Origin of the sequence: Levilactobacillus angrenensis (genome assembly GCF_003946085.1) — a bacterium.
Lineage (GTDB): Bacteria > Bacillota > Bacilli > Lactobacillales > Lactobacillaceae > Levilactobacillus > Levilactobacillus angrenensis.
The window spans coordinates 19,296-45,653 of sequence record NZ_RHOB01000016.1 but is presented as its reverse complement, the minus strand read 5'-3'; the positions used below and the strand labels follow the sequence as shown (position 1 = coordinate 45,653).

The 26,358-nt window shown below is 53.8% G+C and carries 23 protein-coding genes and 1 riboswitch; of the genes, 6 read left to right on the top strand and 17 right to left on the bottom strand.

Going from position 1 to position 26,358, the window contains the following annotated elements; all coding sequences use genetic code 11:
• Window positions 1-151: 151 nt before the first annotated feature.
• Window positions 152-973, bottom strand: a complete 822-nt coding sequence (nudC, locus tag EKM83_RS09890) for an NAD(+) diphosphatase (protein WP_125576969.1) — start codon at window positions 971-973, stop codon at window positions 152-154.
• Between the two features lie 507 nt (window positions 974-1,480).
• Here nudC and EKM83_RS09885 point away from each other — a divergent pair.
• From EKM83_RS09885 to EKM83_RS09875, 3 genes are all read left to right on the top strand, one after another.
• Entirely contained in the window at window positions 1,481-2,209 is a 729-nt protein-coding gene (locus EKM83_RS09885; RefSeq protein WP_225418654.1) for a WxL domain-containing protein, read from the top strand.
• 28 nt (window positions 2,210-2,237) lie between these two features.
• Window positions 2,238-3,377 carry a DUF916 and DUF3324 domain-containing protein gene (locus EKM83_RS09880; protein ID WP_125576967.1) on the top strand — a complete coding sequence of 380 codons (1,140 nt, stop codon included), beginning with the start codon at window positions 2,238-2,240 and terminating at the stop codon, window positions 3,375-3,377.
• Between the two features lie 552 nt (window positions 3,378-3,929).
• On the top strand, window positions 3,930-4,439 hold the full coding sequence (locus EKM83_RS09875) for a VanZ family protein (RefSeq protein ID WP_125576965.1): 510 nt from the start codon (window positions 3,930-3,932) through the stop codon (window positions 4,437-4,439).
• Window positions 4,440-4,872: 433 nt separating this feature from the next.
• Here EKM83_RS09875 and EKM83_RS09870 read toward each other — a convergent pair whose 3' ends face one another.
• From EKM83_RS09870 to EKM83_RS09845, 6 genes are all read right to left on the bottom strand, one after another.
• Window positions 4,873-5,313, bottom strand: a complete 441-nt coding sequence (locus EKM83_RS09870; protein ID WP_125576963.1) for a GtrA family protein — start codon at window positions 5,311-5,313, stop codon at window positions 4,873-4,875.
• Window positions 5,314-5,584: 271 nt separating this feature from the next.
• Window positions 5,585-6,127 (bottom strand): folate family ECF transporter S component, encoded by a 543-nt coding sequence (locus EKM83_RS09865; protein WP_125576961.1) that lies wholly within the window; start codon window positions 6,125-6,127, stop codon window positions 5,585-5,587.
• 24 nt (window positions 6,128-6,151) lie between these two features.
• Window positions 6,152-6,249: riboswitch (THF riboswitch) on the bottom strand.
• Window positions 6,250-6,299: 50 nt separating this feature from the next.
• Window positions 6,300-7,166, bottom strand: coding sequence for a DegV family protein (locus EKM83_RS09860; RefSeq protein ID WP_125576959.1), 867 nt, complete (start codon window positions 7,164-7,166; stop codon window positions 6,300-6,302).
• Between the two features lie 61 nt (window positions 7,167-7,227).
• Window positions 7,228-8,475 (bottom strand): MFS transporter, encoded by a 1,248-nt coding sequence (locus EKM83_RS09855; RefSeq protein ID WP_125576957.1) that lies wholly within the window; start codon window positions 8,473-8,475, stop codon window positions 7,228-7,230.
• Entirely contained in the window at window positions 8,462-9,730 is a 1,269-nt protein-coding gene (locus EKM83_RS09850) for an alkaline phosphatase family protein (protein ID WP_125576955.1), read from the bottom strand. Before EKM83_RS09850 ends, EKM83_RS09855 begins: the two co-directional genes overlap by 14 nt.
• A gap of 115 nt (window positions 9,731-9,845) precedes the next feature.
• Complete coding sequence (locus EKM83_RS09845) at window positions 9,846-10,274, bottom strand: MarR family winged helix-turn-helix transcriptional regulator (RefSeq protein WP_125576953.1); 429 nt, start codon at window positions 10,272-10,274, stop codon at window positions 9,846-9,848.
• A 199-nt stretch (window positions 10,275-10,473) separates the two neighbouring features.
• Between EKM83_RS09845 and EKM83_RS09840 the strand changes: the two genes are divergently transcribed.
• Complete coding sequence (locus tag EKM83_RS09840; protein WP_125576951.1) at window positions 10,474-12,180, top strand: NFACT RNA binding domain-containing protein; 1,707 nt, start codon at window positions 10,474-10,476, stop codon at window positions 12,178-12,180.
• A 470-nt stretch (window positions 12,181-12,650) separates the two neighbouring features.
• Here the strand turns inward: EKM83_RS09840 and EKM83_RS09835 are convergent, their stop codons facing one another.
• The 5 genes from EKM83_RS09835 to lspA all read right to left on the bottom strand — a co-directional run bounded on the left by EKM83_RS09835 (window position 12,651) and on the right by lspA (window position 18,392).
• Window positions 12,651-15,227 (bottom strand): carbamoyl phosphate synthase preATP-grasp domain-containing protein, encoded by a 2,577-nt coding sequence (locus EKM83_RS09835; protein ID WP_125576949.1) that lies wholly within the window; start codon window positions 15,225-15,227, stop codon window positions 12,651-12,653.
• Between the two features lie 2 nt (window positions 15,228-15,229).
• Complete coding sequence (locus EKM83_RS09830) at window positions 15,230-16,309, bottom strand: carbamoyl phosphate synthase small subunit (RefSeq protein ID WP_125576947.1); 1,080 nt, start codon at window positions 16,307-16,309, stop codon at window positions 15,230-15,232.
• Window positions 16,310-16,333: 24 nt separating this feature from the next.
• Window positions 16,334-16,867, bottom strand: coding sequence for a bifunctional pyr operon transcriptional regulator/uracil phosphoribosyltransferase PyrR (gene pyrR / locus EKM83_RS09825; protein ID WP_125576944.1), 534 nt, complete (start codon window positions 16,865-16,867; stop codon window positions 16,334-16,336).
• A gap of 137 nt (window positions 16,868-17,004) precedes the next feature.
• Complete coding sequence (locus tag EKM83_RS09820; RefSeq protein WP_125576942.1) at window positions 17,005-17,928, bottom strand: RluA family pseudouridine synthase; 924 nt, start codon at window positions 17,926-17,928, stop codon at window positions 17,005-17,007.
• Window positions 17,928-18,392: a signal peptidase II gene (lspA, locus tag EKM83_RS09815; RefSeq protein WP_125576940.1), complete on the bottom strand. Its 465-nt coding sequence runs from the start codon at window positions 18,390-18,392 to the stop codon at window positions 17,928-17,930. The genes EKM83_RS09820 and lspA overlap by 1 nt, the downstream gene beginning before the upstream one ends.
• A gap of 318 nt (window positions 18,393-18,710) precedes the next feature.
• Here lspA and EKM83_RS09810 point away from each other — a divergent pair, with 318 nt between their 5' ends.
• Window positions 18,711-19,457: an alpha/beta hydrolase gene (locus EKM83_RS09810; RefSeq protein WP_125576938.1), complete on the top strand. Its 747-nt coding sequence runs from the start codon at window positions 18,711-18,713 to the stop codon at window positions 19,455-19,457.
• 614 nt (window positions 19,458-20,071) lie between these two features.
• On the opposite strand, the gene EKM83_RS09805 is transcribed toward EKM83_RS09810, so the two are convergent.
• Both EKM83_RS09805 and EKM83_RS09800 read right to left on the bottom strand, forming a co-directional pair.
• The gene (locus EKM83_RS09805; RefSeq protein WP_125576936.1) at window positions 20,072-21,730 is read right to left on the bottom strand and encodes a formate--tetrahydrofolate ligase; all 1,659 of its coding nucleotides are present in this window, start codon (window positions 21,728-21,730) and stop codon (window positions 20,072-20,074) included.
• A complete protein-coding gene (locus EKM83_RS09800; RefSeq protein ID WP_125576934.1) occupies window positions 21,730-22,146 on the bottom strand; it encodes an EbsA family protein in 417 nt (138 codons plus the stop codon). The genes EKM83_RS09805 and EKM83_RS09800 overlap by 1 nt, the downstream gene beginning before the upstream one ends.
• A 36-nt stretch (window positions 22,147-22,182) precedes the next feature.
• Between EKM83_RS09800 and EKM83_RS09795 the strand changes: the two genes are divergently transcribed.
• Window positions 22,183-22,587 (top strand): ribonuclease HI family protein, encoded by a 405-nt coding sequence (locus EKM83_RS09795; protein WP_125576932.1) that lies wholly within the window; start codon window positions 22,183-22,185, stop codon window positions 22,585-22,587.
• On the opposite strand, the gene EKM83_RS09790 is transcribed toward EKM83_RS09795, so the two are convergent.
• From EKM83_RS09790 to EKM83_RS09780, 3 genes are all read right to left on the bottom strand, one after another.
• Complete coding sequence (locus EKM83_RS09790; protein WP_125576930.1) at window positions 22,563-23,687, bottom strand: NAD(P)/FAD-dependent oxidoreductase; 1,125 nt, start codon at window positions 23,685-23,687, stop codon at window positions 22,563-22,565. The two genes, EKM83_RS09795 and EKM83_RS09790, sit on opposite strands and share 25 nt — an antisense overlap.
• Before the next feature lie 254 nt (window positions 23,688-23,941).
• On the bottom strand, window positions 23,942-24,544 hold the full coding sequence (locus EKM83_RS09785; protein ID WP_125576928.1) for a nitroreductase family protein: 603 nt from the start codon (window positions 24,542-24,544) through the stop codon (window positions 23,942-23,944).
• A gap of 99 nt (window positions 24,545-24,643) precedes the next feature.
• Window positions 24,644-26,152 carry a carboxypeptidase M32 gene (locus EKM83_RS09780; protein ID WP_125576926.1) on the bottom strand — a complete coding sequence of 503 codons (1,509 nt, stop codon included), beginning with the start codon at window positions 26,150-26,152 and terminating at the stop codon, window positions 24,644-24,646.
• Window positions 26,153-26,358 lie beyond the last annotated feature (206 nt).

Here is a 26,358-nt window from a genome sequence, read left to right as displayed (position 1 = left end):
GCCCGGAGAAGGCTTCCTCTGGCTGTTCACTAATACTTGCACGGTTGCGTGCCGGACACTTCACGGCAATGGTTTACCCGCATTCACGTCACCTCTTGATTAGAAATCCACTCTACCACATCGCGCGGGCCCCGTGCAAATTCAGCGGGCGTCAGGCGTTCCCGTGACGAAAGGCTTCGATCATTTGCCAACTCAGACTGGCGGTCGTATCATCGTGCGGCAACTCGGTCCGGTCGAACCACTGGGCTTGTGCCAACTCGTCTTTTTCTAGGCGAATGGCCACGTCTTGATTCAAATCAGCGAAAAAGCCCATCAGTAGCGACCCCGAAGCGCCCCACGGCTGACTTCCGTAGTAGCGGATGTTGTGGACCCCCAAGCCGACTTCTTCATGGACTTCGCGGCGTACCGTGTCTGCTAAAGTCTCGCCAATTTCCACGTACCCTGATAACAAGGCGTAGCGGTCATAACCAGTCAAAAATTTTGTCAGTAACAGCTGCTCCCCGTGGGTCACACCGACGATAATGGCTGGCGCAATGGTGGGAAACAGCTGGTTGCCACAGTGGTCACAGACCAAGTTACGTTCAGTCGTGCCGGGCGTCAACCGATGACCACAGCGACCACAAAACTGATTGCTGGCGTACCAATGGCCCAAGTGAGCGGCCGTGGCACTGGCAAACGCTAATGCTTGCGGCTGTGAATGGCGTAGCGCATTGACTGACTGGTACTGCCGCGTCGTCGTGGGCGCCAATGATTCTAAGGTTAAGTAGTAAGCCGTCTCATCAATCGTAAACAGATAGGTCAATTGACTGGTCGACCCGCCCCATTTTGCTAGGTCACTGACGCGGGGGATGGCCTGCTGGTCACTGACGAGCAACTGGCCGTCATGGTAAACGAATACCCCATCAGTCGGTCGCGGGTCGCGGCGTTGATCGAATTGATTTTTAAAGACGTGCGGCGCAATATCTTGAAGCATGAGTCGACTTCCTTTCGATTGGGTCATAGCAGACGGCCTATTCCAGCCAGGCCGCTACATTTTGATCAGATAACTTCCATGATAACTGGGTGACTGGTGAAAAACAAGCCAGAGCCACTGCCTGTCAGCGTGGCCACGGCCAGTTGGTTGACCACGCTGCAGTTCATTTCTCAGTGGCCCACCGATTCCCGCCTCCGCGTTTAATAGACAAAACCAGTAAAACTGTCAGGTCAGTCGACCCCCTAAATCAGTCAGCCGTCCTCACTAGTGGTGACACTGAACCGGCCAAGTCAACCTAAATATCTCACTATTAGCGGTTAGTATACAGACATCATCAAACAAGCTAAACAGTCTATCTCACTCAAGAGACCTGCTACTATAGAGTTGCAAAGAGGGTAATGATTAAATTAATTATATCTAAATTAATTTCATGATTGGATTGCTCGTTGTGACGACGATTCAATCAGCTTGTCTAGACTTGGCACAATTAGATTGGAGGAATATATGATGATGAGTATTAAAAAAATAATCAATCGTGCCAGCAGTAGTCTTGCTGTTGTAGCTTTAGCTTTGGGATTGTCCCCAGTAATCGCCAACGCGGCTGGTCCTGGGACCGCCACCAGTAACTTGACGACGGTTTCCACCGGTTACGTTGCCAACGCGACTAGTAATGCGGAGGCGACTTCTAACGCCCAATTCTCAGTGACGCCAGGAATGTTAACGCTGAACGACGTACCTAACATTTTACTGAGCAACACGAGTATCAGTGACTTGGCCAATGCGGACGCTAAGTTGCAGTTAGCTAGCGGCCCGACTGTCGGCGGTGTTGCCTATGACGGGAACAATTCCGGTAATCTGAATATTACCGATTACCGGGGGTCACATGCCGGCTGGTCTTTGACGGTCGGGATGAGTCCCTTCACGTCTTTGACGAGTGCTGCCACGATTACCGGGACCACGATGAACTTGGCCTTTACGCCTAATAGCCTGGCCAACACGGAAACCCCTGATCCAACAACTGTTGCCTTGACACCAGGAACGGTCACTGGCGGCTGGATTTCTAACCCAACAACTTTGTGGAACGCGCCTGCTAACACTGGTGAAGGTAGTAACAGTGCGACCTTGAACAACAATACTAGCTTGAACATCGGTAAGACTTTGGCCACCAGTGGGACTTATGATTCCACGCTCTTCTGGGCCTTACAAGATGCGCCTGTTGCAACGGTCGCTTCATAATTTTTAACAACTAAGGGTGGTGCTGACAATGAATTTGAATAGGATTAAAGGGTGGTTCGTCGCGTTTTTGGCAGTCGTTGGTCTCTTAGGTGGTGGGTCGCTAATTTCCGCAAACGCCGCTTCCAAGGCCGCGCCCATGCCAGACTCTGACTTTGCGGCAACGCCATTGTTGCCCAAAAATCAGCTGTCTACTAAGGTCAGCTACTTTGACCTCAAGGTAGAACCTGGCGGCACACAAACGCTGAAGTTATCCGTGACTAATCCTAGTAAATCACCACGGACACTGCAGGTCATGCCCATCAACGCGACGACTTCTGATACCGGTCGGGCAGTCTACGTCCCTTCCAATCGGACGGACCCTTCCGCTCAAACGACCTTTACGAAGATGACTTCCGGCCCCGTCACCGTTCATTTGGCGGCGCGTCAGGGCAAGACTGTCACCTTTACCACACGAATCCCCGCATCGGGGTTCACGGGTCAAGTTTTAGGCGGCCTCTTCGTCACGAATCCTAAGGCTCGGCGGTCCTCTTCAACCAGTGACTTCACGTTGGAAAACCGTTACGCGGAAGTCGTGGCCGTATCCTTATGGTGTCATCCGAACCAAATCTTACCAATCGACCTCAAGTTGGCTAACGTGAGCGTTAAAAAGCAAAATGGTCAACCACAAGTTTTGGCCAAGTTGCGTAACGTCACGCCAACGCTCTTCGGTAAGTTTAACGTGCAAGCGCGAGTCTTGCGTAAGAGTACGGGCCAACAAGTCTTAACGCAGTCCTTAAAGAACGGTTCAATGGCGCCTAACAGCTGGTTCAACTTCGGCATCGGCTTAGGCAAGAAGCCCTTGACCGCTGGGCAATACGTTCTGAAACTGCACGCAACCAGTGGCAAACGGGTTTGGAACTTCAGCCGTGACTTCAGTCTATCCGGCAAGACCGTGCGGACGCACAACGCCGCGATTCATTCCAAGCAACCCAACTACTGGTGGATCTGGTTATTACTCGCCATCCTGTTAGTGATTCTGTTGCTTCTGCTGGCTTACTGGTTAGGCAAACGGGGCTCCGACAAAGATGACGCTGATGATGACATCGACGCGACTGCAGCGACCACAACAACCGATACGGCGGCCACTCAGCCAAAATCAGATGAAAATCAGTCACAACCCAAGTCCTAACGGTGAATGCCCCACTGATCACTAAACTAGTGGTCAGTTCAGGTAAACTTCTCGACTGGTGGCATTGCTGCTAGGACTGCGCCTAATGACCTCGGCATTGTCAGTAGCACCTGGCTTAGGTAAAACAAAACGATCGTGTAAACTAATCGGCTTACACGGTCGTTTTGTTTTGGTTTCGCCAGCATTATTGACGGCCGCATGGCAATTCCGGAACGACAGTGTTTTATCCATTAAAATCAGTGAAAACGGGGTCTACGTCAGCCAGGTTTCCGGATCAAAGCGAGGCCGAGACCGTCTCTCAGGCTCGGTCTTCCAACCCATAGTTACGGCCAGTTCGAACCATGACGCGGTAAACGCCCATTTTTACGCCATTGGGAGGTCCCTCTTAGCTAAAAGTGTGATGATTTTGCGACGAAGTTCTTAGGGTTTTCCTAAGGCCCCCAAGAAACCTTAAAGCTCACGGCGAAATCCCCCATGATTGGGATTTTGGGTGTAGTCTAGAAACATGTTAATCGACAGAACACTGACTCACACACTACTGGAGGTGGTTCGATGCGTTGGGAACCCTTATTACTGATTATCTTAATGGCGGGACTAAGTGGCCTACTCATCGTCGCGACCGGTGGTAAACGCCGCTGGCTGGCCCTCTTAGTACTCGGCTACTTCACCGGCTTGGCTGCGATTTTGTTCACACCGATTTCGTTTGACGGTACGGCCGTTTACATCATGCCTGTGGGCATTGGCCGAGTAAATTTAACCAATCTAGACGTCTTCAGCCTGGGCTTTTTAGAAAATATCGTCTTGACGATTCCGCTGGGTCTCCTGCTCAAATGGGCGTTGCCTAAGCTGTCACTCGTTGGCATTGGCCTGAGTGGTCTCTTCGTTGGTAGTGGTGTTGAAACGTTGCAGTACATCTTATCGCACCACTGGCTGATCAACCGTAGCAGTGACATCAACGACGTCTTGGCTAACGCGTTAGGTATTCTGATTGGTGGTTTGGCGGTGGCGGTCTACTACTGGCTGACTGCCAAGCACCAACACGCCAATCGCGTGGCGGCTTGAAGCTCATAAAAATAAACGTCCAGCACAATCTAGCCTCAAGGCTAAAGTTGTGCTGGACGTTTTTGGGTTAGTTAGTAAAAGTCGGCTTAGCCCCAGGTATCGGCTGATCTAGCGACTAGTCTCTAACACGGTGTTGCTGATAATCACCACCCCGCCGGAGGCAGCCAGAGATGGAGCCAGCTGTGTCGACGGTGTTGGCTGAGGTTCTTTCTCGGCCTACAGCGTGGGACGACTTGGGAGACTGGCGGGTTATGCCGGGCTTTCAAGCGAACCGGAAGACCGCTTCTTAGGCTGGAGGTGTTCCCCATAGCAGGTGGAATCTCTGGCTGACGCAGGCCCTGGTTTTACTAATTTTAGTGGAGAACACTGTCATTCCGGGAGTTACCGCGTAAATGCCCCTTTCAACCTCGTCTTTAGTTAGTCAGCTAAATAGCTAATTTTGTTCATCGGCCGACGTTGCCTTATTCTTTTTAAACACAAACCATTTACTAAAGAAGTAGTTCGCCAAAACCACGACGACCTGGTCCACCAACTTGGTGAGCATTTCATTTTGCTGCAGGAGTGAGACCCCAATCCACATGATGGCCATGTCCATGATGAGCGTGGCGCCCCGCGCTAAGAAGAAGGACACGGCTTCGTTGATGAGTGCCTTGATCGTGGTGAAATGAGAATGAAAGACCCACACCCGGTTGGTCACGTAGGCAAACAGCACGGACAAGAACCAGGCCCACACGTTACCGACCTGGTAGTTCCAGCCCCAGAGGGTCACCGTCACGTAGAAGACGACCAGGTTCACCAGCGTGGTCAGCCCCCCGAAAATCAGGTAGGCCAAAATGTCCTGATATTTTTTATATAATCGTATAAGTCGTTGCATGTGTTGTTCCTCCCTGGATACTTATCTTTCCTCGTTATAAGCGAAAATCCGCGTTGACGCAAGACAATTGGCCGATTTCAAAGAAAAAGTTAAAGGTTCGGCCACTGCCCTTACCCTGGTGACTAGTTTGACTAGTGTGGTTGGTTTGTGTTGGGGTGTTGGTGTGGGGATATTTTAAGATAAAATAAGTTAAAGTAATTAATTTAATCTTGCCTAATGCAACCCATTTAAAAACACCGTCCCGGATTTCTCCGAAACGGTGCTCATCACATTAACGATTTAAACGTTCCTGAATTTGCTGAATCACCCGGCTATTCAACAGCCAGTACAGCAAAACAATTTGAATCGGCGTGACAATCAGCTGCTTTAAGACCCGGATTGGTAACAGGCTCCAAAACGGCGTCTGATACATGATGGTGACCCATAAGGTATTGAGCAAGGTGTTGACCACCACCGCAATCGTGATGGCGGCTAACGCGATGCGCACCCAGGACGCCTTTTGCCGGTACAAAAACAGCGCGAAGATCAACGAACCCAAAACGGCCGAGAGTGTAAAGCCGATGAAGAAAGGTCCCCCTGTCATCAGGGTACCTACGACGTCGACCACGGCGGCGGTCATCATCCCCCACCAGGGGCCAAACCACTTCGCCAGCAACGCCACGATCAGGAAGGTAAAACTAAACTTGATGAAGTTATTCCCGATTGAAAAGCGGCTAATCACCAGCTGCAGAGCCATCAACAGGCCCATCGTCACAACACTCAACGTATCCAGCTTGGGCAGCTGGGTTCTTGCTATCGTCTTCAATTCAGACATCTCCTAAGGGAGTTGCCACATTGCTGCGGTCAATGCGGAAATAAGATCGCGGGACACATTCCCTTCGTCCGGTGTTCACATTGCGTTCCACCAGCACTTGACGCCCTATTTCCTACTCCGTAAATTTAATTACAGAAAATAGCATACCATACTCACTGCCAACTTGCACGCGTTATGCGCGGTCAAAATCTTTAATCCAGGCTAGTGCCAATGCCTTCTCACCTAAATGGGCCCCAATGACTGGGCCAAAGTAGGATTGTTCGACCGGAATGGCCGGATACTGCGCCGCAATCTTGTCGGCCCAGGTCTGACCACCCTCCGGATCATTGGCGTTGATCACCAGTGCTCGTAGCGGATAATCGACCTTGGCTTGGGCCTCCACAAAGAGTTGTTCGACCCGGGCCAACGCCTTTTTACGCGACCGGACCTTTTCAAAGGCCACAATCTCGTGGGTCTCGTCATCAAAGGTCAATAACGGCTTGATGCGTAAGACGCTACCGATAAATCCGGAAGCATTGGACAACCGCCCGCCCCGAACCAAGTTTTGCAAATCGTCGACCACGAAGTATTCACCAATCGTCGACCGCAAGTCGTCTAAGCGCGCAATGATGTCCTCAGGCTCCGCACCCTTGGCGGCCATTCGCGAGGCCTCAATGGCCAAATAACCCATCAATTTGACCGTGATTTGCGAGTCATACGGAATCACCCGGATATTTTCAATCGTGGGGGCAATATTTTTCAACTGGTTCACAAATCCGGAGATGGTACTGGCCAAGTGGATACTGATCACCGCATCGTATCCTTCGGCGGCCAAATCGTTGTAGAGATTGATCATTTCACCCAGCGGTGGTTGGGACGTGCTGGGAAACGACTTGGAATTTCTTAACCGTTCGTAGAATTCACTGGTGGTAATATCAACATCTTCATCGTAGGAGCGACCATCCATGATCACCGGAATTGGGACAACGTGAATGTGATACCGCTCAACCTCTTCTGCGGACAAATAGCTGGTACTATCGGTGACCACAGCAATCTTCATTTTTACACCTACTTTATCTTTTCATTCGTTCACCTAGGATAACATAAAACTGGCGTAACGCCTAGGCATTGTCCGCCGCAGACCGGGGAATCCGCCAAAAAATAACCAAACCTAAAATAAATAAGAGCGATAACGAAGCCGCCCCGATTCGCGACTGGCCGGTCCATTGCGTGACCAAGCCAACAAGTATCGGCCCCAGGACTGCAGAAAATTTTCCTAAAATGTTATAAAAGCCAAAGAACTCGCTGGAACGTTCCTTAGGCACTAACCGGCCGAAGTACGACCGAGACAGTGCTTGAATACCGCCCTGGCTGGTCCCGACCAACACGGCTAACAACCAAAAGCTGCCGACTGTCTTTAAATTCAAAGCAGCCACGCAGATCAACAGGTACATGACGATGGCCACCATAATGCCAAACCGGGTGCTGGTCTTGCCCGCCAACCACCCATACAGAATGGAGAACGGAAAGGCCACCAGCTGGACGACCAGTAACACCACGATCAGCGTGGTACTACTGATGCCGATGTCCAGGCCAATCGAGGTCGCCATGGTAAAGATGGTGTCGACCCCATCAATGTAACAGAAATAAGCAATCAGGAACCAAGCTAAGTATTTGTGCTGACGAATATGACCCAGTGTGGTCCAGACTCGCCGCCAGCTTTGCTTCAACGGTGCCTGAGCCACGGTCAAGGCATGGCGTTGGTGGACATTTCTTTGAATCGGGATAAAGAACACGACCCACCAAATGGCGGCTAAGATAAAGCCCCAGCGCGCCACGGCCGTACTCGACAGCTGGCCAAAGCCGTGGGTCAGTTGGAGGACCATGAACAGGATGAAGGCAATCACCCCACCCAGGTAACCAAAGCCGTAGCCGACGCTGGATAGCCGGTCCATTTGCCGATCATCACTGACGTCGGTCAAGAAGCTATCGTAAAAGAGGTTTCCCCCGGAATAGCCTAAGACCGACAGGATGTAGACCACCAGCAGCCACTGCCACTGATTCGTCGGCAAGAGGGCTAACCCCAGCGTCATGATCATCCCCAGCGAGGCAAAGCCCGTCAACAGGCGTTTCTTAAAGCCCTGGTAGTCCGCTAACGCCCCTAAAAATGGTGCCAGCAAAGCGACCAGTAAGGTGCCCACACTATTGGCATACCCCCAATAGGCCGTGGCATTAGCCGCACTGACGCCACTGGCTTCGGCGATTCCCTTGAAGTAGATGGGCAACACCGCCGTGGTCACGATGATGCCGTAACCGGAGTTGGCCCAATCATAAAAGACCCAACTCCACTGTTCTTTAGTCAGTCTCATGACTAGCCCCCTTCAATGCCGCGGTCAGCACTTGACCCGGTAGTGGTTCGGGAAACTGTACGCCTAAGAGCTTGGCGAAGGTCGGCGCCTCATCGATCAAGCGTGCCGAGTCGATGGTTTGCCCGGAGACGACGGCCGGCCCGTTCAAGACCAGCGTCGTGAAGTAATCGGGCTTATTCGGGTCGTAGCCGTGGACCCCGTGGTAGCGGTCCGGTTGCCCCAAGCTGGCGGGATCAACGGCTTCAACCACGGCTGGCCGATGGGTCTCGTCAGTGAAGTAATACCCGGCTTTAGCCTCCACCATGAATTGGCAGTGCGGGTCGGCCCCGCGTTTAGCTGCCGCTGCGCCGTCAATGACGTTGGCCACGCCCGCGGTGTCTGCCAGCAAGCGCCGGAGCGTCCGGGTATCCGCAAAGTTACGCGTATAAATGTAGGTACAGCCGTCACATGACTTGGCCCACACGTGCCAGTCGGACTTGACCGTCCCGTTGGCCGTGGGCGTCAACCACCCGCGCTGAGCAAAGGCCTGATTCAAATGGATCATGTGATCGACGTTGATCTGGTAGTGGTCACCTAGGATGGCAAAATTCGTCTCGCCAAAGGTCCCCGCCGCAATCGTGGCGTCGATCAGTTGCCCCACGCGCGCATCCAGTCGCTTCAAGGCGGCCATGGCCTCCGCGGATCGCACGCCGTAACGGTGACGCATACTGTCCATATCGACCAGATGGATCAACGTCAACCACGGCTGCCGGTTCTTCAAGGTATCCACCGCACAAGCCGTGATGAAGTCATCGAGCTCAGGCTGTTGAATGCCCCGCCGCAGATGACCGTATTTTTGATTCATGCGTAATAGGAAGGCCGGACTGCTAGCCTTCAAGGAAACCAACACTTGGTTGGTCCAAATGCGGTTGGGAAAGATCTCCGCTAAATTATAAGTAATCTTACTGCCGGCGGTCACCGGCCACAAGAAGGCCGCCGTCTTACGATGGTGTTGGCGCACCAGGTCGTACAAGGTCGGCACCTTCACGTCGCGTTGGTACCAGTACCAATCGGGCGAGGGCCGCTGTGACTGTTGCTTGGTGTTGTTAATGATGCCGTGGACCCGGGGATATTGCCCCGTAATAATGGTCGTGTGCGACGGGTAAGTCAGGGTCGGGTAAATGCCCCGCACTTGCCGAACCCGCGTCCCTGTCGCCACCAATCGCCGCAAATTCGGCAATTCATCGAGGTGTTCATCGAGATCACGACTACCCATCGCGTCTAACGAAATAATGACTAATCTGTGCTGAATAGGTACTCACTCCTTTGATTCACTGGTAGCCGCGGTGCCGATTTTGAATCGACACCGCCGTCGCCAGGTTGTCAGGGTCTTAGCCCTTGACCATCCGTTGCCGGTCCATGCTTTTGTCCAAGCGGTTCAATAAAATTTGTAATAAATTGCGTTCATCCGTGGACCAATGCTCAAAGACGTCGTCGGATAGCGACTCAAAAGCCGAATTAATGTCTTCGGCCGTAGCCGTGCCCTGGTCCGTTATTGTATATACCAACTGTCTTTTATCCCGCCCAATGGCTTTTTTGGTGACCATATTCTTAGTCACCAGGCCCTTGAGTTGCCGGCTTAAAGTTGACGTGTCTAAATTGGTTTTGGCTGCTAAAATTTCTTGGGTGTTTTCGCCGCCCCCAATGTGGTCGAGAAGCTGCCACTCGGAAACGGTCAGGTGATGTTGCTTAGTCATGCGCTGGAGCAACGTTTGTTGAACCTTACTAATGCCAATCAAGGCTGCTAAACTTGATTTCATGGGGTCCTCACTCCTTTTGCTTGTATTGTACAACGATTTGGTTGCCGACCACAAGTAGAAAAGTCAGGAATTTCGGGGATTTAATCAGCGGATTTCAGGGGAACTTCTTTGCACTTCGGCGGTAAGGCCGGTATACTTTAACTTGTACTGCTTTTTTGAACGTAAAATAAATCTATTTATAGAAAGGTGTTGTTCCGCGATGTCATTTGATGGTTCTTTCACCCACGCCATGGTCCACGAGCTGAGTCACACACTCACGACCGGCCGCGTCAGCAAAATCAATCAGCCCTACGCCAACGAAATCGTGTTGACGATTCGGGCCAACAGCCACAACTACCCCATCTTGTTGTCGGCCAATCCGACTTACGCGCGGATCCAAGTCACCCAGATTCCGTACGTGAATCCCCCGGTCCCCACGAACTTTACCATGATCCTACGTAAATACTTGCAAGGGGCAATTTTAAAAGAAGTCAGTCAGGTCGCCAACGACCGGGTCGTGCACCTGCACTTCACGTCTCGTAACGAACTGGGTGACCAACAAGAATTACTGTTGATCATTGAAATCATGGCCCGCCACAGTAACGTCATCTTAGTGGATAGTGCCTCCATGAAGATCTTAGACGCTATCAAACACGTCGGTTCCGATCAGAACCGCTACCGGCTACTGTTACCAGGGGCACAATACATCCAGCCACCGAAGCAAGATTTAAACGATCCCTTTGCCGGGGCTCGGCCGGACCTTGACCAAACGATTCGGGAATTTCCGAACCAAGAGGTCTTGGCCCACACCCTGCAGCAGCAGTACCAAGGTCTCGGCAAGGATACGGCGGCGGCCTTAGCCGCAAAATTGCACGAGCCAGGCGATCACACCGCCCAGTTCACGGCCTTCTTTGCGGGCTTCGACCAGCCTCAACCGACGCTTGAGATCTCGCCGAAAAACAAGACCAGCTTCACGGCCTTTCCGTACCCCACCGCGGGCACGCAGCAGTCGAGTGACACCTTGAGTGAACTACTTGACACCTACTACCAGGACAAGGCCGAACGCGACCGGGTCCAGCAACAAGGTAGCGTTTTGATTCGGGTCGTCCGCAATGAGCTCAAGAAGAACCGTACGAAGTTAAAGAAACTGGAAAAGACGTTAGCCGCCACGGAAAATGCCGATGAGTACCGGATCAAGGGTGAGATTCTCACGACCTACCTCAATCAGGTCCAACGGGGCCAAACCGAGGTTTCCCTCCCCAACTTCTACGACGACAACCAGCCGCTAAAAATCAAGCTGTCCAACCAGTTGTCCCCGAACCAAAACGCCCAAAAGTACTTCAAACGGTACCAAAAGGCCAAAAACGCGGTCACTTACGTCAATGAGCAACTCAAGATCACCCAAGCCGACGTGGACTACTTCACCAACATCATGGCCCAAATCGAACTGGCTGCCCCCAAGGACCTGGTCGATATTCGTCTCGAGCTCCAACAAGGCGGCTATTTGCGAGACCATGATCACCAAAAGAAGAGCAAGAAGCAACGTCGCCAAAAGGTCAGCAAGCCCGACCGCTTCACGGCCAGCGACGGCACCAAGATCTCCGTGGGTAAAAACAACTTACAAAATGACCAGCTGAGCCTGCACACGGCTAAGCGCACGGATATTTGGTTGCACGTCAAGGACATGCCGGGGTCACACGTGATCATTCACGCCGACCACCCCAGCGAAGCCACAATCATGGAAGCGGCCAACCTGGCAGCCTACTTCTCCAAGGGGCGCGAATCCAGTAACGTCCCCGTCGACTACCTGCCCGTCAAGCGGCTCCACAAGCCGAACGGTGCCAAACCCGGCTACGTGATTTTCACCGGCCAGCGCACCGTTTACGTGACCCCGCAAAGCGATTTGGTCGAAAAATTAGCGGATTAGCCTGCTAATTGCTAGTTACAAGTAATTTTAAAGTTAAAAAACGCGTCGTACCAATTTGCTGGTGCGACGCGCTTTTGTTAGCTACAAGTAATTTTTAAGATGGCTGTTTGCCTGCTTTCATCAATTTAACCAGGATAGTTGTCGACTCTCAATACTCAGGTTGGCTAGCTACAAAGTTTACGCCAATTTTTAGTCCTAATCATCCACGTAGCCGTGAGTTCACTAAATATGGGCTCAGCCGTGGGAGTTCCCTTATTAGCGCTCCTTGCTGATTAGGAAACTGGCGTCTTTGAGACGTGGGCCATCGGCTCAAAGCGAGGCCCAGACCGCCCTTTGGCTTGGCCGGTCCGCCCACCGCGTTCCAGCCCATATTTAGTGAACGGTAAGGCGGATGACTTAGCCTTACCCGCAACATAACTGAAGCGTGCGCCAACAGGCAACTGATGCTACCTGTTGACGCACGCTTTTTTCTAAATCGTTCGGTTAATAATCTGGTCCAACTCGGCGGTGTCGCTCAGATTTGTCAGCGTCAATGCCTCACTTGACCCAAAGGCGATCGTCGCCCCGACCTCTTGATCCGTACTTCCTGGTCGGTTCAAGACGTGTAACTGCCGGAACGGGAACGCGGCATTCATCAGGGCAACGCGATTACTGTTGATGTCGATGGTGATCTTTGCCAGCTCATCGTCATCCAGCGTGCCAATGTGCTGCCGGGTCAACATGCGGACCCAGTTGACCCCGGTGACCTTACTCAAGAAGGCCATTTCCGTCAACCGCGTCGGCCGGACGCCCACGACCTTGAGTTGCTGGGAATCGGGACTCTTAGGGGCAAACAAGACCTGAATCATCCCCGTCACCTGCCGCTCACTCACGGCCTGTTTAGCAGCTTCGACCAAATTTACCCGTTTGGCCTTCGGCAGTTCCGCTGGCATCCGAAATGCCGTGACCTGCGACAGCGCCTTATTCATCCCCGGCGCAATCATGTCCATGACCCCGGCAGCAATCTTCTGTTGGCCGTGGACGAACAGGCTCACGCCAATCGTCGCCATTTCTGGGGCTGGTTCCCCGGTCTCTTGGTCTGGCGGCAAGACGTGAAGGTTCACGTCGTCTAACTTGCCTAACTCACGCGTCAGGTAGTGCCGGTTGCCGGGCACGATGACGATGTCTGGGTGTTCGACTTGAATCACGTTGAGCACGTCGCCCAACTGAATCGGGTCGACGTATTGCTTATCGGAAAATTCCGGTGCCACCCCGACCGCATTGGGATTGGTATTCATCAAGATGGTGTGGTACCCGGCGCGCTTGAGCTGCTTCAACATTTCTGTGGTGAAATATTCAGCGGCGGAATTGGGCCCCAGTTGGTTGCCGCCCCGACCCAAGACTAGCGCGGTCCGGTCGCCTAACGGGTGACTTTCATTTTCGTATTCAAAGGTGCTGTAGTAACCGCTCAGGTCCTCCGGAAATTCCCCGGCGGTCGGCTCGATCATCTTGTAGGTCGGCATGATTTTGGCGCTGGCGGATAGTTGCCGAATCGCGGCGGTATCCGTTTGCCACATGCGGGCGATCATCCCATCCCCAAACCCAAAGTAACGCGCACGCTGGAGTACGTCGACATCCAGGGGGTGGCTTTGAATCTGTTCTTCAATCGTCAATAGGTGCCGCAATTTAACGAAGTAGTAGTTATCGATCTTCGTTAATTCACTCAGTTCATCGGGGGCATACCCCCGGCGCAAGGCTTCGATCAGCACCAAAATACGGTTCGCTAGTGGATGGATCAATTGGCGAATCATTTCGCCGTCACTGAGATTGCTGACGGATGGCAAGACATCACGAGGTGAGAACTGCGAACTCCGGACCGACTTGAGCATGGCTTCTTCGACGGACCGGCCAATGCCAACCGTCGACCCCACCGCCTTCATCACGGTGTCTAAATGCTGGTCCGCGTCAGGCACCTCTTGAAAGGGCCACAGCGGAATGCGCACGCTGACGTGGTCGATGGTCGGTTCCATGATCGCCGTTTGCTTCGTGAAACGACTCGGTAATTTCACATCGACCAGCCGTTGTCCTAGCAGCAAAGCACCGGTCACCAGTGCAATGGGATACCCCGACGTCCGCGCGGCCAGTGCCACGCCCCGTGAGAAGTACGGCGCAATCTTAGTCACGTAGAAATGTTGGTTGTCCGGGTTGAGCGCAAAGTGCAGGTGTAAGACCCCGACGATGCTCAGCTCCGCGGCAATACGAAAGGTCACATCTCGCAGATCCTGGTACTCCCGGTCGTTTAACGTCTGCGGTGGCGCGACCACGATGGAATCGCCGGAGTGGATGCCAATGGGGTCGACATTTTCCAACCCGCTGATCAGTACCGCGGTCCCGGCGCCGTCGCGGACGGCCACCATTTCAATTTCCTTATAGCCGACCACGCTACGCTCCAAGGTACATTGGTCAAAGCGTGATTGCTGGAAGCCCTGGTTCAACGCCGTCACCATGTCATCGACGTTCTCGCAAACGGTGCGGTTGGTGTCTAGCCGCGGGGCGACCGGCTTGACGATCAAAGGAAAGCCAATCGTATCGACTAACCCCATCGCCTCATCAACGGTCGCCACGATTTGGGCCTCAATGACCGGCTCGTGAATCTCCTTTAAAGTGGCATTCAGTGCGGCTGGATTGTTGATCTGCCGCAAAGTAGCGGCGGGCATCCCCAGAATCGTGATGCCATAACGGCCAATGTCGCCGTTTTCAATCAGCTCCTGGGCGATCCGAATCCCCAGCAGGCCGCCCAGTGACGGCAAGATAGCGTCCGGTTGGTCCTTTTCAATGATGTGACGGACGTTAGCCGTCGTGACCGCCTGAACATACATGTTGGTCGGCTGAATCTCTTCTAGGGCCACCGAAAAGGGGTTGTTATCAATGATCAGTGTGCGGACCCCGTGCTTTTTAAATTCGGTAATGATCTGCACGGTGGCACTGTCCAGCTCCGTTTCGTGACCAATCTCGGTCGGTCCCCCGCCGATGATCAAAACTTTTTGAATTTCATTCAAATTTGGCAAGTTTATCCCTCCCGGCGTGCTGTCATAGCTTCCATGAATTCATCAAACAGGTCGCGGCTTTCGTGGGGACCAGGCGCACCGTCCGCAAAGAATTGGACGGAAAACGCCGGGTAATCCCGGTGACGCAACCCCTGCACGGTCCCGTTGATGAGATCGACGTAGGTCGTGATCAAGCGGTCGCGGTCGATCGACTTGGCAATGACCGCGTACCCTTGGCCCTGCGTCGCGTAAATAATATCGTTGGTGATGATCCGGCGAATCGGGTGACTACTGCCGTGATACTCGACCGGTAACATGGTCAGTTCCGCGCCGTTGGCCAGGGCAAATAATTCGTGGCCCAACCCAATCGCAAACAGCGGAATCTCGGCTTGGACCGTGCGAATCATGTCCAAGACGCCCGCCCCTAGATCCAGCGGTGATCCGGGACCCGTCGACAGTAAGACCCCATCCGGATCCAGGTTCAACACGTCTTTGGCACTCGCCGTCCACGGCAAGACCGTGACGTTACAGCGGCGCTCCGACAATTGCCGCAAGATGCCGTGCTTCAGACCAAAGTCGATGACCACCACATTTTTACCGGTATCCGGGTTGGGATACGGCTTGGGCGTGGCCACCTGGTCGACTTGACGGTTCGTCAAGACCGTGGCGTTCAGTTGGTCAAAGGCGTGGGCATCCGCCACGTCGACGATGCTGCCCTTCATGGGACCATCCACATCGCGTAACTTGCGAATCAAATGCCGCGTATCGATGCCACTGATGCCGGGAATGTTGTGCTGCTGGAGAAATTCATCCAGCGACAGCCGGGACAACCGGTTGGTCGAGATGTTCGTGACGTCTCTGACCACCATCCCCTTGGCCGTGGGCAAAATGGATTCATAGCTGTCATGGTTGATGCCCACGTTGCCGATGGCGGGTTGGGCAAAGATAATAATTTGGTTGTGATAGATTTGATCGGTAATCGTTTCTTGATAGCCTAACAGATTTAAATTGGAGATGACTTCTCCGCTCGTAGTGGCGCCGGCACCAAAACCTTCACCGGCGTAGGCCGAGCCGTCTTCTAAAATCAAATAGCGTTTTGCCATGCAAAATCGGCCCCTTTACCAGTTCTATGCTTGTTGAATCTCCACTGCATCGCGGTCGTCGATCTCACTGACGGAAACCTTGATCCGTTCACGTTGGGAGCTGGGAATGTTCTTGCCCACAAAGTCGGCGCGAATCGGTAATTCCCGATGACCCCGATCGACCAAGACGGCCAGATTGATGCTGGTCGGTCGGCCCAGGTCCATGATGGCACTCATGGCCGCACGAATCGTTCGGCCGGTGTACAAGACATCGTCGACCAAAATGACTTTTTTACCTTCAACCGAAAAATCGATGTTCGTGGCCGTGACTTCTGGTTCGCCTTGGGCATCGTGATCGATGTCGTCGCGATACGGGGTCACGTCTAAGTCGCCGACTGGGACCGAGACATTTTCCAGTTGTTGCAAGCGACTAGCAATCCGTCGCGCTAAGTAGACCCCCCGCGTCTTGATACCTAAAATGACGAGATCATCAACACCCTTGTTGCGTTCGATAATTTCGTAAGTGATCCGGGTCAGGGCCCGTTGCATTGCCATTGCGTCCACAACTACCTTTGCCATCTGTATTTCCTCCTTAAAAGTTTCACGGCGTTAGCGTAAGTGCAGGAAACGGGCGCGTTTCTTCGGCAAAATGGTGAAGAAACCCGCCCGCCTGATTCGGCAAACCCGTTTATCTGATTGTGTTTAGCTTAAAAAATCTAGATAACTTTGTCAACCGGTAATCCGGCTTGTTGGCGCAAATGTCGCACCGCCTTGGCAAAGTTGGCGGGCACCGGAGCGGTGAAGGTCAACTGTTCGCCCGTCGTCGGCTGCTTGAAGCCCAGCTCCCGAGCGTGTAAGAATTGCCCGGCACCCTTCAGTGTTTTCTTTGGCCCGTACAAGGGGTCGCCCGCGACCGGATGGTTGATGTAGGCCATATGCACCCGGATTTGGTGCGTCCGGCCCGTTTCCAACCGGCAAGCCACTAAGGTGTAGTTGCCGTAGCGTTCCAGTACCCGAAAATGGGTGATGGCGGGACGACCATCCGCGACTACGGCTTGCTTCTTACGGTCCTTAGGTGAGCGGCCGAGTGGCGCATTGATGGTGCCCTCTTCTTCCTTGAAGTTACCGTGCACAATCGCCACGTACTCACGCAGATTGGTCTTGGCCTGTAACTGTGCGGACAGGCTTTGGTGGGCGTGGTCATTTTTAGCGACCATCAAGAGCCCCGATGTGTCCTTGTCGATGCGGTGCACGATGCCCGGGCGCAAGGTCCCATTGATGCTGGACAGCGGACTGTGATACAGCAGGGCGTTGACCAACGTATGATTGGGGTGGCCCGGTGCGGGATGCACGACCATCCCCTGGGGCTTGTTGACGACTAACACGTCATCGTCTTCATACACGATGTCTAGCGGAATATTTTCTGGCGCCAAGTCCAGTGGCTGCGGGTCCGGTAAGGCCACGTGAATGGTCGCGCCGGCCTTGGGCTTGTCCTTGGGCTTGGCTGGTTGACCATCAACCGTGATTTGCCCGGCCTCAATGGCGTTTTTCGCCTGGGAACGGGAAATCGTGGCCACGTTATCCGCCACTAATTTATCCAACCGTTCCGTCGTCGTCACTTGAAATTCTGATTCTTGCATTAATGTGCCTCCCGGCGATCAGCGAGGTACACGCCAATCGCAATTAAAATCACGCCGACCGTCAAACAGCTGTCGGCAAAGTTAAAGATGGGGAAATTAACGAAGTCGAGCTGAAACATGTCGACCACGTACCCCTGCGTCAAGCGGTCAATGAAGTTACCCAGGGTCCCGGCCATCATGAGGGCCAACCCCAGTTCTTCGACCCAGTGATCGCCCTGCCGGCGGTATTGCCAAAAGAAGTAGCCCATGATGCCCAAGGCCAACACGGCAATGACGGCAAAGAACCACATCTGGCCCTGTAAAATGCTCCAGGCCGCACCATTGTTGCGCAAATGGGTCAGTGACAGGAGCCCGGGAATCAAGGGGTGCTCGCCACCCAGGGCGATATTAGCCACCACCGCGTGCTTGATCAACTGATCGATAACGACCAGCAGCACGATTAAAAGTGTATCTGCAATCAGCATAAAGTCCGGAACACCTTTCCTATAAGTCGTTACCGAAAAGTATACCAGAAAAACGCGGGTTTCGGCGATTTCCTGCTGATAAAAATTAATTGGGTGGACGTTTTTCTAAGTTTTTCTTAAGTTCACGAATTGGTGGTCACAAAATCGCGGGGAATTTCGTTAGTACTTAGTGAAGGCGAGGCGTTCTAGCAACACGGTCTCTCTCTGGCCGCTCATCGACGCTACGACTGAACTGCTCTCAGTTCACCCACTCAGCCACCTTGACAGCGTCTGCGCAGAGTTTCATAGTAATCCTTAACAAACTGGAGGTCTTTTTCCATGGAATTTAACGTTAAACGCGATGGCTTGAACTTAGCTGGCATTTATGAACCCGCCGAGCACCCGAATGGGACCATTGCCATCTTGATGCACGGCTTTACCGGCAATCGTGGCTACGACGCATCCGCCCTGTTGGTTCAGTTGGCGACTCGGCTGCGAGCAGTCGGTGTCGGGACCGTGCGCTTTGACTTTAACGGCCACGGACACAGCGATGGCGCCTTTGTCGACATGACCGTGCCCAACGAGATTGCGGATGCCCAAGCCGTTTTAGCGGCGGTCCAAACGCGGCTGGCTCCCCAACACATCGACCTGCTTGGCCACTCGCAAGGTGGGGTCGTCGCTAGCATGTTGGCCGGTTACCAAGCCGATGTCATCCACAAGCTGGTCTTAATGGCCCCCGCGGCGACACTCAAAGATGACGCCATCGCCGGGCACACGCGCGGTCTCGTTTACGACCCCCACCACATTCCGGCGACTTTGCCGCTGAGTGATAGCTTGACGTTAGGCGGCTTTTACTTGCGCACGGCCCAACTCCTGCCCATCTATGAAACCGCGCAAGCCTTCACCGGACCCGTTTGCCTGATTCACGGGGATGCCGACCAAATCGTTGACCCGCTGGCTTCTAAGCGGTATCACGACGTTTACCAACACAGTGTCTACCACCTGTTGCCAGGCGCCAGCCACAGACTCGACGGTCAGGCCAGAGAAACGGTGCTGGACCTCGCGACTCACTTTATTCAGCCATAAGTAACCTAGAATTAACACGTTGATTCCCGGAACGACAGTATTCTGTTCACTAAAATTAGCGAATCCAGGAGCCTGCGTCAGCCAGAGATTCCGCCTGCTATGGCGGACACCTCCAGTCTGAAAAGCGGGCTTCCGGTTCGCTTTGAAGCCTGGCAAAACTCGCCAGTCTCCAAAGTCGCCGCACGCTGTAGGCTGAGAAAAGACCTCAGCCAACACCGTCGTCACAGCTGGCTCCATCTCTGTCTGTCTCCGGCGGGTTGGTGATTATCAGCAACCCGGTATTAGAGATCAATAGCCGGATCAGCTGTTACCTGGGGCTAAGCAGATAGTTACTAGTACATACTCTAGTAGCCGAGAGTCCGCGTCTCAAAGCGAGGCCGAGACCGTTCCTTAGGCTCAGGGCTCGGCTCGGTCCGACCATCGCGTTCCAACCCATAGTTGGCGGACGGTAACCGGCCAGTCCTCGCTAGGATGCTGTCAACAACTAATTTTTATGCTGTGAGTTGCGTGGTGACAGTGCTTATAGCTGATTTTCAGCTTTCATCTTTTAGCAACCTAACTAAAAACGGACCCGAGAGCATCCTCTCTAGTCCGTTTGTTTGGCTTAACATTCTTTAAAATAGTCCCGTGATCTTCCCGTTGGCATCAATGTCCATGTCCAAGGCCGCCGGGTGTTTCGGCAGGCCAGGCATGGTCAAGACGTTACCGGTCAAGGCGACCACGAAGCCAGCGCCGAGTCGGGGCGCAAATTCGCGCACGTGAATCGTGAAGTCACTGGGGGCGCCCAATTGATGAGCATCGTCGGTCAACGAGTACTGGGTCTTAGCCATGCAGACGGGCAACTTGTCCCAACCGTGCTTGGCGAGCGTCTTCAACTGCCGGGCAGCCTTCGCGGATAATTCGACCTTGGCACCACCATAGATTTTCTGGGTGATGGCCGTCATCTGCGTCATCAGGTCCGCACCAGCCGGGGCTAAACGAGTGAAGTGCTTCGGTTGCTGGGTCGCGGCAACGACCTTTTCGGCCAGGTCCGTCGCTCCCGCCCCACCATCGGCCCAAACGGTCGTGGTGGCGACCGGCACGTTCAGCGCAGCCACGTCAGCGGTCAACGCCGCAATTTCTGCGTCAGTGTCACTGGTGAAGCGATTGATAGCCACGACCACGGGCACGCCGTATTGCTGCATGCTGGCGATGTGGCGTTTCAAATTGGCGCTACCGGTCTGAAGTGCCGCCACGTTTTCCGTTTCTAAATCCGCACGTTTGACGCCGCCATTATACTTCAAGGCCCGGACCGTGGCGACGATGACCACGGCGTCGGGGGTTTGTCCCAACACGGGGGTCTTGATGTCCATGAACTTCTCGCCCCCGAGGTCGGCCCCAAAGCCGGCTTCCGTCACGGCGAAGTCCCCCAGCTGCAGGGCCGTTTGGGTGGCCAGCACTGAGTTACAGCCGTGAGCGATGTTGGCGAATGGCCCGCCGTGGATGATGGCGGGATTGTGGGCCAACGTTTGGACCAGGTTGGGCTTAAGCGCGTCCTTCAACAATAACGTAATCGCGCCACCAACTTGTAAATCGGCGACCGTGACGGGTTCCTTGTCGTAGGTGTAGCCAATTAAGATGCGGTTGACCCGCCGTTTCAAATCAGCCAGGTCCTCACTCAGACACAACACGGCCATCAATTCACTGGCCACAGTGATGTCAAAGCCGTCTTGGCGGGGCATCCCCGACGTCCGACCGCCTAAACCGATCACGGTCTGACGTAATTCACGGTCGTTGATGTCTAAGACCCGTTTCCAAACGATCTGCCGCGGGTCCAAGTTCAAGGCGTTGCCCTGCTGGATGTGGTTGTCGATCAGAGCCGCCAAGGTATCGTGAGCCTCGGTCAAGGCGTGCATGTCCCCGGTAAAATGCAAATTGATGTCTTCCATCGGGGCGACTTGGGCGTACCCGCCGCCGGTCGCGCCACCCTTCATCCCCATGACGGGGCCCATCGACGGTTCCCGCAAGGCCAACACGGTCTGGTGGCCCAACAAGTTCAAGGCATCGCCCAAGCCGACCACGACCGTGGATTTGCCCTCACCAGCGGGCGTCGGGTTGATCGACGTGACTAAGACCAACTTGCCCGGGGTGTGTTGCCCGGTCAGTGGCAGGTCGATCTTAGCCTTGGTATGGCCGTACGGTTCGATCTGTTCGGGGGTCAAGCCGACCTTGGCCGCAATTTTTTCAATAGGTTCTAACGGGGTTGCTTGTGAAATCTCAATATCGCTACTCACTAATTTTCCTCCTTCACACTATTGGCGGCCATCGCTTCACGCAATAGACCGGCCAGTTCAATCGCCGAGTTCCGCGGTAACAGGAACTGATAGATTTTTCCCTGCGCCACGATACCCAGCCGATAACGCGACTGTTGGACGTTACGCACCTTATTCAAGGGTATGACTAACCGGTGATGATTCAAGACCGTACTGACGGTCAACACGCCGTTGGCCATGGTGATGTTTCGAAAATGAATCTCCAACCAGCACAAGAAGGCAAAGGCCGCAAAGAAGCCCAGCGTGTACCAGTTAAAATGCGTGACCTCTAGCCAGAAGATGGCGCCCATGAAAAGGACCATCAGCGTCCAGCTCCAGTTGATGATGCTACTCAAGGGGTTGGGTTGATACAAAAATCGTCGTTCCTGGGTTATCATTAATTTAAACACCTCACGAAAGATTGGAGTGATTCTTTGTTTTCTCTTTATACTGATGCGGCCACGCAACCGCAAACCGGCCTCAGTGCGGGCGGCATCTTGATCATTCAAGACCACCACCAAACGCAACTCAAGACCGTGCTCACGGCCACGACCAACCACACGGCCGAATTCGAGATCGCCCGAATCGGCTTTGAACACTTGTTGACCCTGACGGCGGAGCCCGCGGCCACGACCGTCCTCTTTTACACCGACAGTCAAATCGTTAGTGACAGTGTGGCCAAGCGCTACGCCAAGCACTACCAGCTGTGGGTCGACGCCTTGCTAGCCGTCCAGGACCCCTTCCAGTTGGTCTTAACGCAGTGGGTCCCGGAACGGGAAAACCGTGGTGCCCACACCTTAGCCAATCAGGCACTTCATTCCGCTGAAGACGTTAAATAAGTCGTCAGCGGCAATTCATACTCGCTCCAGTCAGGCGTCCCGCCGTAAAGCGCAGACCCCGCCAAGAGCCGACCAATTTCTGGCCCCGTCGTCAGACCAGAAGAGCCTAACCCGGAAGCCACTAGGATCGCTTCGTGTTCCGGAATCGGGCCAAAGAACGGCGCAAAGTCTGGTGTGTAGGCCCGCGTGCCGACCCGTACGGCGGTGATGTTATCCGCCGTAACGTCGTGCATGAGGCGTTGGGCACTGCCCAGCAGGTCTTGCGTCACGGCCGGGTCTACGGCCAAATTAAACTTACCGTCGTCCTCATGGGTGGCCCCCACGATCAGTTTGCCGTGACCAAATGGCACAAAGTCGCGTTCGCCTTCAGGCATGACGACGGGCATATTTTCTTGAAGCGGGTAGTCCTTGACGTTTAATTCGATCAGCTGGCCCTTTTGTGGCCGCACCGCCGCAGTCACCCCTAAAGGCGCCACGACTTCTTTGAGCCACGCGCCGACCGCGACGATGACCCGGTCAAATTGCCGTGGGCCCATCGAGGTGACGACTTGCCCGTCAGAGGTGAAGCTGACCCGTTCGTGGCGAATCGTCAGGTTCTTAGCCGTTGCTTGAGCCAACAAGCCATTGACTAACGTGGCTCCGTCTACGCGTGCACCGCCGGAGATGAAGACCCCGGGCTGTGGATTCGTCAACAGAGGCACTTTGGCCTGCACTTCAGCGGCCGTTAACGTAGTGACTTGTCCCATGGTCGGCGCGCTTTGCCGGCGTTCTTGTGCCAAGTCAAACAGCGTCTCCAGATCCGTGGGGACCTCGCGCGTCACGATGGTCCCGGTCTGTTGATAAACGTCCGTGCCCAATCGTGCCCGGTGCATTAATTCAGGAAACAGCGCCGCGCCGGCCTTCGCCAAACGGTACCAGCGTTGGTTCCGGCGTTTGGACAGCCAGGGCGAAATGATGCCCGCCGCAGCCGTCGTGGCCTGTCCCGTGCCGTCATCAAACAACGTGACTTGCGTTTGTTCACTGCCGGGTAAAATGCTGAGATAATAGGCAGCGGTCGCCCCGACAATGCCACCGCCAATGATTGCGATACGTTTTTCCATAACGAAATTGACCTCCTCAGTGTCCGGCCTAAAAGTCGAGGCACCCTAGTTGACCGCGACTTTTAGGCGCAGCACGCTTCGCCATGAGCCGCTGGGTCCCCATCCGCACATCACCAAACTAACGCCGATGTGACCCGCTTTCATTTTAGCATAACTCCCCCATTGAAAACGCTGGAAGTGTCTGTGAAATCATAAAAGGCTCCCGAACACGCCAATTGACGTGACTCGAGAGCCCTTTTGTGATTTGCTTAAATTTACTTGAAGACCAAGAACCGGTCACTGTCGGCCATGTAGTCCTTGTCCCCAGCTGGACTTTCGATGGACCCGAAGTCCATTTCAGCCCGGAGATGCCAGCTAGCTGGCAAGTTGAAGGCAGCCCGCACCTCGTCGTCGATCAGCGGGTTGTAGTGTTGCAGGTTGGCGCCCAACCCATTTTCGGCCAGCGCGGTCCACACGGAGAACTGCGCACTACCTTGGGCTTGTTCGGACCAGTCTTGGAAGTTGTCCGCATACAGTGGGAAGTTGTCTTCGAATTCCTTGACCGTCTTGGTTTCGGTAAAGAACAGGACCGTCCCAAAGGCTGCCTTGAAACTATTGATCTTAGCCGTCGTCTTGGCAAATGCGGCCTCGTCGGGCACCTCTTGTTTCAAGCGGTCGATGACGATGTCCCACAGCTTTTCGTGTGACGCCCCGAATAAGATCACGGCCCGCGTCGTTTGGTTGTTAAACGGCGTTGGCGCGTTCTTGACGTTGTCCTTGACCAATGAGACTAATTCGTCTTGAGACAGCTGCACGTTGCGTCCTAGGGCGTAAATACTGCGACGCTTTTTGGCTAATTCACTAAATTTGGTTTCCATAGATTAAATAACCTCACTTTAGAATAGTTTCCCGGTAATGGGTAGTAGTTTCCTTAAAACTTATATGACTAGTGTACCACTTACTTTTAGGAAGTAAAGCTATTTGTCAGTTACCTGATAAGCCGTCTTAAAGGTCTGGGTCATCCAATCTAGCCAGTACTGCGGATTCAGGGGCTCACCGGTGACTTTTTGGATTAGCTGTTGCGGCGTCACACTGGCCCCGAGCCAGTGGATCCTTTCGCGCCGCCACTGCGTGATTTGCTGATAGTCGCCACTACGCAGGATATCGGCCACTGGTAATTCTTGGCTCATGGTGTGCATGAACTGGGCTGCGTACAATTGACCCAGCAAGTACGTCGGGAAGTAGCCAAAGTCACCGCCAGCCCAGTGGATGTCTTGAAGGACCCCCACCGTGTCGTTAGGCGGCGTGATGCCCAGGTAATCTTGGTATTTTTGCCGCCACAACGCCGGTAATTCAGCGACCGTGGTCTCACCATTGAACAGGCCCTTTTCCAGCTCGTAGCGCACGATGATGTGCAGCGGATACGTCAACGGGTCGGCCTCGGTCCGAATCAGCGTGGGCTGCGTCGTCATGAAACCGCGGTAGAAGGTCGGCTCATCAATGTCCGCAAAAATCGTTCCCGTCGCCTGTTGGAAGCGGGCGTATTCACCTTGCCAAAAGGCCGGATTCCGCGCGATAAAGATTTCGTTGAACAGTGACTGCGATTCGTGCAGCCCCATCGACGGCGCGTCCGCTAACGGCGTGTAGTCGTAGGCCGGATTGAAGTTTTGCATGTACAGTCCGTGACCCGCTTCATGGATGCCGCCTAACAGTGACATTTGAAAGGCGTGCACGTCATAGCGGTTGGTGATGCGGACGTCGTTGCGGTCGAGCGGGACCGTGAACGGGTGCGTGCTTCGGGATAAGTTACCCTTAGAAAAGTCGTAGCCCAAGCGCTGCACGACGGTTCGGACCAGCTGCTCTTGTAAGTCTTCGGGGACCGCCCGACTCATGAAATCAGCCCGGGGGACCACCCCTTGCGTTTGCAGGCAGTCCTGGATTCGCTTGATACCGGCCTTCAACGTCGCCATAATCGAATCCAACTGGGCGACCGTCATCCCCGGTTCATACTGGTCGAGCAAGACGTCATAAGCCGTGGCCTGCCCGTGACGCCATTTGGGAATGAAGGCCTTTTGCATGGCCACGATTTTCTCCAGATCCGGCTGTAATAAGGAAAAGTCCTGCGCGTCGCGGGCCGTCTCCCAAACACCCTGGGCGTGTGTCAACGTGCGCTGATAATCGGCGTAATCGGCCGCGTCAATCTCGTGGTTCAACTCGTAATCACGTTTGACCAGGCGTAAGACCTGCTGCGCTTGGGTATCCAATTCATCTGGGTGTGCCGTAAAGTAAGCGACCATTTCCCCCATCTGTGGCCCCGCGCTCAACGCTAACTCCTGAGCACTCAAGGATGCCGTCAGTTCGCCGCGAAAATCAGTCCCGGCTGGTGGCAGGTAGGTGCGTGTATCCCACCCCAGCAGCGTGAGATTCATGCGAACAAGACTTACCTGTTTCACCAAAGCTAAAAATGCTGATTGTGTGTTGTCCATAGCCAAGCCTCCCGTCGTTAATTGGTTTCAGTGTACCATGGGAGAATCTAAATGTCTTGTCATTTTTCTCATTATAATTTAATTTATTTCGACAACAACGCTGTCTTCTTTTTAAGGTAACGATGTGGCTAAAGCCTTGCCATTAGTGGCTTCCCGTCCTAGCAGTGAATAAATCACAATATGCAGGCCTATTCATGCTCATTATT

Coding starts and splice junctions, on each gene's coding strand:
- nudC (WP_125576969.1), bottom strand. CDS start 973: ATGCTTCAAGATATTGCGCCGCACGTCTTTAAAAATCAATTCGATCAA.
- EKM83_RS09885 (WP_225418654.1), top strand. CDS start 1,481: ATGATGAGTATTAAAAAAATAATCAATCGTGCCAGCAGTAGTCTTGCT.
- EKM83_RS09880 (WP_125576967.1), top strand. CDS start 2,238: ATGAATTTGAATAGGATTAAAGGGTGGTTCGTCGCGTTTTTGGCAGTC.
- EKM83_RS09875 (WP_125576965.1), top strand. CDS start 3,930: ATGCGTTGGGAACCCTTATTACTGATTATCTTAATGGCGGGACTAAGT.
- EKM83_RS09870 (WP_125576963.1), bottom strand. CDS start 5,313: ATGCAACGACTTATACGATTATATAAAAAATATCAGGACATTTTGGCC.
- EKM83_RS09865 (WP_125576961.1), bottom strand. CDS start 6,127: ATGTCTGAATTGAAGACGATAGCAAGAACCCAGCTGCCCAAGCTGGAT.
- EKM83_RS09860 (WP_125576959.1), bottom strand. CDS start 7,166: ATGAAGATTGCTGTGGTCACCGATAGTACCAGCTATTTGTCCGCAGAA.
- EKM83_RS09855 (WP_125576957.1), bottom strand. CDS start 8,475: ATGAGACTGACTAAAGAACAGTGGAGTTGGGTCTTTTATGATTGGGCC.
- EKM83_RS09850 (WP_125576955.1), bottom strand. CDS start 9,730: ATGGGTAGTCGTGATCTCGATGAACACCTCGATGAATTGCCGAATTTG.
- EKM83_RS09845 (WP_125576953.1), bottom strand. CDS start 10,274: ATGAAATCAAGTTTAGCAGCCTTGATTGGCATTAGTAAGGTTCAACAA.
- EKM83_RS09840 (WP_125576951.1), top strand. CDS start 10,474: ATGTCATTTGATGGTTCTTTCACCCACGCCATGGTCCACGAGCTGAGT.
- EKM83_RS09830 (WP_125576947.1), bottom strand. CDS start 16,309: ATGGCAAAACGCTATTTGATTTTAGAAGACGGCTCGGCCTACGCCGGT.
- pyrR (WP_125576944.1), bottom strand. CDS start 16,867: ATGGCAAAGGTAGTTGTGGACGCAATGGCAATGCAACGGGCCCTGACC.
- EKM83_RS09820 (WP_125576942.1), bottom strand. CDS start 17,928: ATGCAAGAATCAGAATTTCAAGTGACGACGACGGAACGGTTGGATAAA.
- lspA (WP_125576940.1), bottom strand. CDS start 18,392: ATGCTGATTGCAGATACACTTTTAATCGTGCTGCTGGTCGTTATCGAT.
- EKM83_RS09810 (WP_125576938.1), top strand. CDS start 18,711: ATGGAATTTAACGTTAAACGCGATGGCTTGAACTTAGCTGGCATTTAT.
- EKM83_RS09800 (WP_125576934.1), bottom strand. CDS start 22,146: ATGATAACCCAGGAACGACGATTTTTGTATCAACCCAACCCCTTGAGT.
- EKM83_RS09790 (WP_125576930.1), bottom strand. CDS start 23,687: ATGGAAAAACGTATCGCAATCATTGGCGGTGGCATTGTCGGGGCGACC.
- EKM83_RS09785 (WP_125576928.1), bottom strand. CDS start 24,544: ATGGAAACCAAATTTAGTGAATTAGCCAAAAAGCGTCGCAGTATTTAC.
- EKM83_RS09780 (WP_125576926.1), bottom strand. CDS start 26,152: ATGGACAACACACAATCAGCATTTTTAGCTTTGGTGAAACAGGTAAGT.